The 8,242-nt window shown below is 61.3% G+C and carries 8 protein-coding genes; 6 read left to right on the top strand and 2 right to left on the bottom strand.

Annotated elements, in window-relative coordinates:
* Together F6X37_RS34955 and F6X37_RS34950 are read left to right on the top strand one after the other, a co-directional pair.
* Window positions 1–1,232, top strand: a 1,232-nt coding sequence (locus F6X37_RS34955; RefSeq protein ID WP_222945032.1) for a lytic transglycosylase domain-containing protein, incomplete at its 5' end; no start/stop codon positions are given.
* Between the two features lie 5 nt (window positions 1,233–1,237).
* On the top strand, window positions 1,238–2,578 hold the full coding sequence (locus F6X37_RS34950) for a DNA circularization protein (protein WP_187614564.1): 1,341 nt from the start codon (window positions 1,238–1,240) through the stop codon (window positions 2,576–2,578).
* Window positions 2,579–2,586: 8 nt separating this feature from the next.
* On the opposite strand, the gene F6X37_RS34945 is transcribed toward F6X37_RS34950, so the two are convergent.
* Window positions 2,587–3,873, bottom strand: a complete 1,287-nt coding sequence (locus F6X37_RS34945; protein ID WP_187614563.1) for a hypothetical protein — start codon at window positions 3,871–3,873, stop codon at window positions 2,587–2,589.
* A 255-nt stretch (window positions 3,874–4,128) separates the two neighbouring features.
* On the opposite strand from F6X37_RS34945, the gene F6X37_RS34940 reads away from it, so the two are divergent.
* Entirely contained in the window at window positions 4,129–5,193 is a 1,065-nt protein-coding gene (locus F6X37_RS34940; protein ID WP_187614562.1) for a phage baseplate assembly protein, read from the top strand.
* A 22-nt stretch (window positions 5,194–5,215) separates the two neighbouring features.
* Here the strand turns inward: F6X37_RS34940 and F6X37_RS34935 are convergent, their stop codons facing one another.
* On the bottom strand, window positions 5,216–5,869 hold the full coding sequence (locus F6X37_RS34935) for a hypothetical protein (protein ID WP_187614561.1): 654 nt from the start codon (window positions 5,867–5,869) through the stop codon (window positions 5,216–5,218).
* A 115-nt stretch (window positions 5,870–5,984) separates the two neighbouring features.
* Between F6X37_RS34935 and F6X37_RS34930 the strand changes: the two genes are divergently transcribed.
* Genes F6X37_RS34930 through F6X37_RS34920 form a run of 3 tightly spaced genes read left to right on the top strand, consistent with a single transcriptional unit; the run spans window position 5,985 to window position 8,160 of the window.
* Complete coding sequence (locus tag F6X37_RS34930) at window positions 5,985–6,572, top strand: phage baseplate assembly protein V (RefSeq protein ID WP_187614560.1); 588 nt, start codon at window positions 5,985–5,987, stop codon at window positions 6,570–6,572.
* 10 nt (window positions 6,573–6,582) lie between these two features.
* Entirely contained in the window at window positions 6,583–7,017 is a 435-nt protein-coding gene (locus F6X37_RS34925; RefSeq protein ID WP_316252034.1) for a phage GP46 family protein, read from the top strand.
* A gap of 30 nt (window positions 7,018–7,047) precedes the next feature.
* Window positions 7,048–8,160: a baseplate J/gp47 family protein gene (locus F6X37_RS34920; protein WP_187614559.1), complete on the top strand. Its 1,113-nt coding sequence runs from the start codon at window positions 7,048–7,050 to the stop codon at window positions 8,158–8,160.
* Window positions 8,161–8,242: the final 82 nt, after the last annotated feature.

Here is an 8,242-nt window from a genome sequence, read left to right as displayed (position 1 = left end):
ATGGGCTCAAAGCATCGATTGCAGACAGTCTCGCGCCGGTGTTCGGCCCGATGATTGACCGCTTTACCGAATGGATTGCGAAGAACCGCGAACTGATCGCGCAGCGGATTGTGGAGCTTGCGCAACGACTTGCGCGCTGGCTCGCCTCGGTCGATTGGAACAGGTTTGCGCAGGGCGTCACGGATGTTGTGGCCGGCCTGATCGGCTTCGCTTCGTGGGTTGGTGACGCGGTGGAGGCCATTGGCGGCTGGAAGGTCGCCGCCGCAGCGCTGGCCCTGTACATGACGGGCGGATTCATTGCGTCGATTGCTTCGGCTTTCGGCAGCATTGCAATGCTCGCGGTCAGGGGCTTCATGCTCGCGCGCGCATTGACCGGCATCGGTGCAGCGGCAGGCATGGCAGCCGAGGCGATGACGGGTGCGGGGGCAGCAGCGGGCGGCGGCCTGCTCGCACGCCTGGCGGGGGGGCTGCTGCGCTTCGTGAATCCTGCGACCGTTGGTGCGTATCTCGGTCTGCACAGTGAAAAGCTCAACACCGGAGAGGATGAACAACTCAGGCGCATCCGTACCGCAGAAACTGCAACGGGTGGCGTGTGGCCCGGTTCGACAAACGCGGGACCTGCGAATATCGCGTCCGGCACTGCGGGTGCCGCAGGCGTCGGCGCGGCTGTCACGCAGTGGGCGCAGAAACTGAACTTCGCTGGGACCGAAGCACGCTACGGCCTGCCTGCCGGTCTGCTCTCAGCGATCGCACAGAAAGAGTCGCGCGGCAATCCGATGGCGGTGAGTCCCGCAGGCGCGCGCGGACTGTTTCAGTTCATGCCCGCGACGGCGCGCGAGTACGGCATCGACGCTTTCAATCCGGCGCAGGCAGCAGACGCGGCGGCGCGCAAGATGTCCGGTCTGCTTGCGCGCTACAAGGGGAATCTGACTTACGCGCTCTCCGCCTACAACTGGGGCGAGGGCAATCTGGATCGTTACGGGCTCGCGCGAGCACCCGCCGAAACGCGCAACTACGCGCCGGGCGTACTTGCCAACATGCCGTCACTCAGTCCGGGCGCGGACATGGCTTCACTCAATGCGCCCGGATCGGCGGCGGGCATGCAGAACGCGCCCGCGCCGGTCGTACACGTCGACAATCACGTCCATGTCGCGCGGGACGGCAGCGTGACCGTCAAGACCCGCACGCCTGCGGGCCTGAAGATCGCGCGGCCGATGGAAGCATTCTCATAAGCGGCATGAGCCCGACTGACTTTGCGTTCTTCAGCGCGTTGCAGGTCGCCTCATGGCGGGGCGTGCCTTTCGCGGTAACCGGTTCGACGCTCAAGGTCGGACGCCGCAACGTCACCCACGAATATCCGTACCGCGACGATGTATGGGTCGAAGACCTCGGACGCGCAGGACGGCGCATCAGCCTGAGCGGCTTTCTGCTTCAGGATGCCGCCTATCTGGGTACCCCTGGCGGCGGTGACGTGATCGCGCAGCGCGCGGCGATGATCCGCGTCTGCGAGCAGCCCGGAGACAGTGACGGCGCCGATGGCGAACTGGTGCATCCGTCGCTTGGGCGGCTGAATGTCGCGCTGATCGAGTTCGAGTGCGAGGAACGTTCAGAGCGTGGCCGGTATTTTGAACTGCGATTTTCGTTCATCGAATCGGGCGCGCAGCAGTTTCCGACGCTGGAGATTGCGACGCAGGCACAGACCGGCCTGTCAGCCGTCGCCGCATTCGCGGCGGTGGCGCAGGACTTCTTCAGCACGGTTTCCGCCGTGCTGTCGTCGCCGGCCGTAATCGGCGAGATTGAACGCACTGCGCAGAATTTCGTCGTGGAGGCGCAGGCGATCACGCAGCGCGCGACGAGCCTGGTTGCGATGGTCGCGACACTCCGAGGGCAGTATGGCCGGTTCGTGGGGCAGTTCACCGCCGCCGTGCGGCAACCGGCAACGACGATACAGGACCTGATTGGTGCGGGTGCGCAGGCGCGGACCGCCGTAGGCGTCGCGGGCAAAGCGCTGGGGAGCGCTGCGGCCGTCTCGGACTGGCCCGGCATGTCTGACGCTACACGGGCGCTGGTGGGAGCCGTGCAGAACGCGAATCCCGATCCGCATCAGGCCGTGCAATCGCTTGTCGCGTTACAGTCGTCCATCAACCCGCAGAAGCGGGCGACGGCGGCGCTCACCGCAGCAAACCGGCTCACGACAATGCTGTACCGTCGCAGCGCGGTTATCGCGCTCGCGCAGAGCACGACCGGTTATGCGCTCGCCTCGCTTGAAGACGCCGAATCCTTGCGTTCAACGGTATGCGATGCGCTCGATATGGAGATCACCACCGCAGGCGATGCGGGCGACGACGCCAGCTATACAGCGCTACGTGCGCTCGAAGTCGCGGTGGTGCAGGACATTACGACGCGCGGCGCGTCACTGGCGAGCATGCAGACGGTCAGCACGCCGGAACCGATGCCTCTGCTCGTGCTTGCCCAACGGCTCTATCAGGACGTGACGCGCTACGACGCATTGCTACAGCAGGCCGCACCGGTTCATCCTGCCTTTGCCCCAATCGTCTTTAGCGCTTCATTAACCTAACCCTTAACTTAAGGCTGGGTCTCAATGGCGGACAAATCCACGCATCCCCTCGCGCTTATTATCAACGTCAGTAGCTGATGGCCACTGACACGCCCCTCAAGGAATGCAGAAAACGCCTCGAAGAAAGGTACGGATGAGATCAGGGCAATATTGCGTTCTTCGGCGCGAGTCTTTACGTTGGTAGGGAAGACCGGTCGATCATTCGTATCGCGGTGCTCAGGTGGTAGATCTCTCCAAGCATTCCCAAAAAGTATGCCCTTACCAGCACGCTCCTCCTTCTCTTCGTACGCCAATACGTAACCATCCAATTGGCGCAGATGCGTCAGTGAAATGCTCTTGGCCACTCCTTTGCATTCCACAACGCACACAGTCCCTTCGTGCTCAAGGACGAACTCCTCGTCCGAGTACCTAGCTTCTGATACGGCCCCGCCAAGCTTTTGAAGACAATCAGCGACGAGGTCTTCAAACTCAAAGCCGCTGCAATACAAGAGCTTCTTGTAACGAGCAAATTCGTCTCGCTCGACTATACGAGCGTCGCGCTCAGCCTGCTTGGTCTCGATTTCGGCTTGCAGCGCATCAATCTTGCCCTGAAGTGATGCAACAAGCGGCATATCGACCGCATCGACCCAGTCCGGAACTGGCGCGGTCTGGGGGCGACCCAGCAGATCTTCCAGGACCAAGTTCACCGCCAACCGCAGATCGAGAGTCGTTATTCGCGGCAGTAGCACTGCCATCCCTCGGGCTTCCCAAGGCTCCTTTGGATCAGTCTTGACGAGAATATCCACCCGGCAAGCAAGCTGTCCGTCATACCTATTCACGACGAGTGGCGTTGTTTCAACCTTCAAGCTGCCGACTCCTTGACGGTATTCCTGCGAAGTGGCTGTTGTGATTGATGGTTTTGACTCGTAGTACCAAGTCCAACGATCAAGGTTATTCAGGTATTTTTTAAATTCGTCACCCAAATGGCGAACAGTATCTCCCGACTCCTCCTTGGTCCAAACGACGAGAGGGCACCACTCCCAGTTGTTCGCTCGTCCGCCATCAGGGTGGTTTCGGCAATCGCCGATGACAACAAGTACTCCGCCTGACGCTAAGAAACGAGCGAACGCCCGTTGGATTTTCTCTACGTCATAGAGCCCCTTTGATTGGAGTTCCACGACGTCTAGCGTACCCATGTCCACCACGATCTCGTGGAAGTCAACTATGTTGGTTTGCTCTAGCACTTCCCAGCCGATCGACGTCACGAATTGATGACCGGTTGATCCAACGACCAATGTTTTATTTGATTCGTCCATGTCGCCCCTTTATTTGCCTCGCAAGTGTATCAAACCTGAAATGCACCAAATTCGCGTATGGCCGTTTACGAAGGGCGGCAAATTCGGTAATCACGCAAGGCTGTCCTACTCTTGTCGAGGCGGTCGGCCACCTGATTGTTCATTTGCTTGCGCGACAGAGTGTCTGAAACTGCGCCGGTAGGCGGCAGTCGCGTCCAGTGCTGATGGCGGACTGAACACGCTGAGCTGGCAGCGTCGAATACTATCATTGCCCTCATGAGCGATGACGTTTCCCTGACCGTCAGCGGTTCGACCGTCGGGGGCTGGAAAAGCGTACGCATTACGCGCGGCATGGAGCGTATCCCGGCCGACTTCGATATCTCGATGACAGAGCGCTTTCCGAACACGACAACGGTCGTGGTCATGGAAGGTGACCCCTGCGTCGTGAACATCGGCGCGGATGCGGTCATTACCGGCTACGTTGACCGGGTGACGGAAGCCGTCAGTGCGACAACGCATACGTTGTCAGTATCGGGACGCGGCAAGTGCGAAGACTTCGTCGACTGCGCCGCGCAGTTCGATTCGTTCCAGTTTGTCAACATGGCGACTGCCGACATAGCCGCAGCACTTTGCAAACCGTTCGGCATTGCGGTCAAGGCACTATCACCGGGCATCGTCCATGCGCAGGTCTGTCTGAACGTTGGCGAATCGGCCTATCAGGTTATCGACCGTCTATGCAAGCTCGCGCAAGTACTGTGTTATGAGGACGCGGACGGCGATCTGGTCATCGGCCCGCTATCGGTCGTAGAAGCCGCAGGCGGCTTCGCGATGGGCATCAATGTCGAGCAGGCTGGCTATACGCGTGACATCTCGCAGCGCTTCAGCGAGTACCGCGTCTATCTGGTCGGCACCGGGATTTTTACAGATGCCGGTCAGCAACCGCTCGCGGAATACATCGTGGCCGATGACACGATGCCGCGTTTCCGGCCCAAGGCGTTCATCGCGCAGAACGGAGACGCGGGCGCGGAGGTCTCGAACGCGCACGCTTTATGGGAATGCAACCGGCGCATCGGACGCGGCAACGTGGTCGCCATCACGGCCACGTCATGGCGCGATAGCGACGGCGCGCTCTACGCGCCGAACACGCTGGCTGCGCTCTCGCTGCCGCAACTGAAGGTCATCGACGGCGCGAAGTGGACCATTGGTGAAGTGACCTACCGGCGCGACCTGAGCGGGACCGGTTGTGAACTTACGCTAATGCCCCCGGAAGCGTTCAGGCCCGAACCGATTCTGGATCTGTCGTTGCCTGCCGATGCCGCCGCCGCGCTTGTACGAGGATAAGGCGTATCGCAGGCGTCGGTCGTTACAGGTTACTAGTCACGTTACTCCGCGTTAGGACTGCCACCATTTCGGGAAACGCAAAGTGACGTAGGCTTGGGTTCTGCAAGCGCAATTCATCAATCATCGCGGTCAGAGTGCGTTCCTTCCTGTCTGCTCCGACAATCCGGTTGAATCTCTCCACAGAGGAATCGTTTGTAGGTTGGCCGGGACGATCTTTAAGAAATTGAAGCGTCCGGCGTAGCGGCGCTCCGGGTACCGTGCGCCACGCCATGCACAGCAAGTGGATTGCATCATAAAGTTCTGCGTTCAGCGGACACATAAGTTTTCTCGGGTCTGAAACGTCGGTTCTCGGCCTGCCGTTGCCATTCTCACCAATACCAATGCCGCCCCCCCGGTCGCCTCCCCCCAACGCCGCTAAGGGGTTGAACAGATGCAATTTTGGATGATCTATCAATTCAAGAAGTCGCTCCGCGCAGTGGTAGCCGACCACGAACGTTTCCACTTCGCCGCCAGATTTTGGCGTCGCTTGAAAGTGATAGTAGCGATTGGTGACTGCTCCGCAACAGCCCATGAGCTTCTGACCTTCAAGCAACTGTACGTGCGCGACTGGAACCAGATCGTACCCGTTGACGATTCGCCGTTTGTTTTCTTCACCATGACAACTTCCCGTCGGCATTCCGAATCCTCCTGTTGAACTGGAGATCATAACCGTGCAAGCGCCGAAAATACGTGTCTCTAGATTGCTTGTTGTCGGTGTCCTTTTGGTTCTATGCGAATGGCATAGATAACAGATGGACTCGCTTTTCTGGAGCCTCGTTCGCGCGCTCGGACGGGGGCGGCTGACGCGCGTCGATGATGGCGGCGCGGCCCAACTCGTGCAGATGCAGCTATCCGCAAACGAGACACGCGACGGAACGCCTCGACTCGCGGAATACGGGTTCCAGTCCAACCCGCCAGCGGGAAGCGATGCGGTCGCGGTGTTTCTCGGCGGCGACCGCACCAATGGCGTAGTGATCGCGTGCGGCAACCAGCAATACCGGTTCCGCAATCTCGCGCCAGGCGAGGTCTGCATCAGCGATGACAAGGGGCAATCGGTCCATCTGTCCGCGGCCGGTATCGTCGTCAACGGTGGCGGTCAACCTGTCACGATCACCAACGCGCCGCAGATCACCGCCGATGCGCCGCTGTTCCACTGCACCGGGGATATCGAGGGCGACGGCAATATCACCTGTGCGGGCGACATGCGCGACAACAGCGCGACCAACCCGCACACCGCCGCCGGTTCGCGCGCCGTCTACAACTCGCATCATCATCCGGTGCCGGACGTGCAGCGCGGCAGCGACACCGCAACCAGCGACACACCGCAACCGCAGCTCTGATTTCCGCGCCGTGGGCGATATCTCGACCGTCTGGAATGTACCGGACATGCGCGGCGACTGGATGCTTGCCGGCGCGTCCCTGCGATCCGGCGACGACCTGCAGACCGCCATGCTTATCAGTCTCTTCAGCGACCGGCTGGCATTGCCGAGCGATGAAACACCGGACGGCGACCGGCGCGGCTGGTGGGGTGACAGTGCCGACTACCCGATTGGCTCGCGCCTGTGGCTGCTCTCGCGGGTCAAGGGACCGCGAGACGTGGCGCAGCGCGCCGGTGACTACGCGAGCGAGGCGCTGCAATGGATACTTGATGACGGCGTGGTCGCGCGCTTCGACATTACGCCGCAGTGGGTTACACCGAACCGGCTTGATCTGGCGATTGTCGCGAACCGCCGAGACGGTACGCGTGTCGCGATGAACTTCCCCGAGGTGTGGACGGGATCATAGTCCCGTCAGGTAATCCCGTAGGTAAGGCGCATGCCTTTCTCACGACCGACGCTGACGGCCCTGCGCAATCAGGTTGCGCAGGAACTGAATGCGAACCTGCCGGGTGCCGATGCCCTGCTGCGCTTCTCGAATCTGCGCGTGCTCGGCGACGTTCAGGCCGGGCTCGCGCACATGCAGTACGGGTATCTCGACTGGATCGCATTGCAGGCTACGCCGTTCACGGCGACCGATGAATTCCTCGAGGCGTGGGGCGCGCTCAGGGGCGTATTGCGCAAGAGCGCGTCGCAGTCCTCCGGTCTTGTCACGTTCACCGGCACCGAAGGCATACCGGTCAATACGGGAACGGGACTCAAGCGCAGCGACGGATTGCCCTACACGGTCACTGCGGCGGCTGCCGTCGAAGCGGGTAAGGTCACGGTGGCCGCGACCGCGAACCCGGACCCGGCAGGACTGGCAGGCCTGAACGGCGATTGCGCGGCCGGAACGCAGTTCACGCTGGCCAGCGCGATTCCGGGTATCGATTCAACCGGCGTTGCCGCAACGGCATTTACGGGCGGCGCAGACATTGAATCGAACGATGCCTACCGTGCGCGTGTCCTGTTCGTCTACCAGAACCCGCCGCAAGGTGGGGCGGCCAGCGATTATGTCGCATGGGCGCTTGCCGTTCCGGGAGTCACGCGGGCCTGGTGTACGGGCAATGGCTACGGTGCCGGTACGGTCATCGTGTTCGTGATGCTCGATGAGGCGAACGCGCAGCATGACGGCTTCCCGCAGGGCACAGACGGTGTCGCGTCAGCCGAGACAAGAGACACGTCCGCGACTGGCGACCAGCTCACCGTGGCGAATGCGATCTATCCATTGCGGCCCGTCACCGCACTGGTATATGTCGTCGCGCCGATGTCGTATCCGGTCGATATCAGCATTCGCGGCGTGGCGCCCGACCGGCAGGACGACGCGCTCGCGGCCATAGACGCGCTGATGAAAAGCGAGGGCGAACCGGGCGGATTCCTGATTCTCGCGCATCTGTGGTCGGCGATTGCCGCCGTCTCCGGCATCAATGATTTCCTCATTCTCGCGCCGACTGACGACGTGATGCTGCCGGCCGGTGCGCTCGCGGTGCCCGGTGAGGTTACGTGGTCGTAACTGACATGAACCCGGCGCGCTACAGCCGCGCGGACTACGCAGGCGCATTGCGGCGACTGCTACCGCGTGGACGCGTCTGGAC

The organism is Paraburkholderia sp. 31.1, from assembly GCF_014397645.1.
Lineage (GTDB): Bacteria > Pseudomonadota > Gammaproteobacteria > Burkholderiales > Burkholderiaceae > Paraburkholderia > Paraburkholderia tuberum.
This window is presented reverse-complemented; position numbering and strand designations above follow the sequence as displayed.

Excerpts from the sequence above, each read along its gene's own strand:
- F6X37_RS34935 (WP_187614561.1), bottom strand. The coding sequence starts at position 5,869 with ATGCCGACGGGAAGTTGTCATGGTGAAGAAAACAAACGGCGAATCGTC.
- F6X37_RS34945 (WP_187614563.1), bottom strand. The coding sequence starts at position 3,873 with ATGGACGAATCAAATAAAACATTGGTCGTTGGATCAACCGGTCATCAA.
- F6X37_RS34920 (WP_187614559.1), top strand. The coding sequence starts at position 7,048 with ATGCCTTTCTCACGACCGACGCTGACGGCCCTGCGCAATCAGGTTGCG.
- F6X37_RS34930 (WP_187614560.1), top strand. The coding sequence starts at position 5,985 with ATGGACTCGCTTTTCTGGAGCCTCGTTCGCGCGCTCGGACGGGGGCGG.
- F6X37_RS34950 (WP_187614564.1), top strand. The coding sequence starts at position 1,238 with ATGAGCCCGACTGACTTTGCGTTCTTCAGCGCGTTGCAGGTCGCCTCA.
- F6X37_RS34940 (WP_187614562.1), top strand. The coding sequence starts at position 4,129 with ATGAGCGATGACGTTTCCCTGACCGTCAGCGGTTCGACCGTCGGGGGC.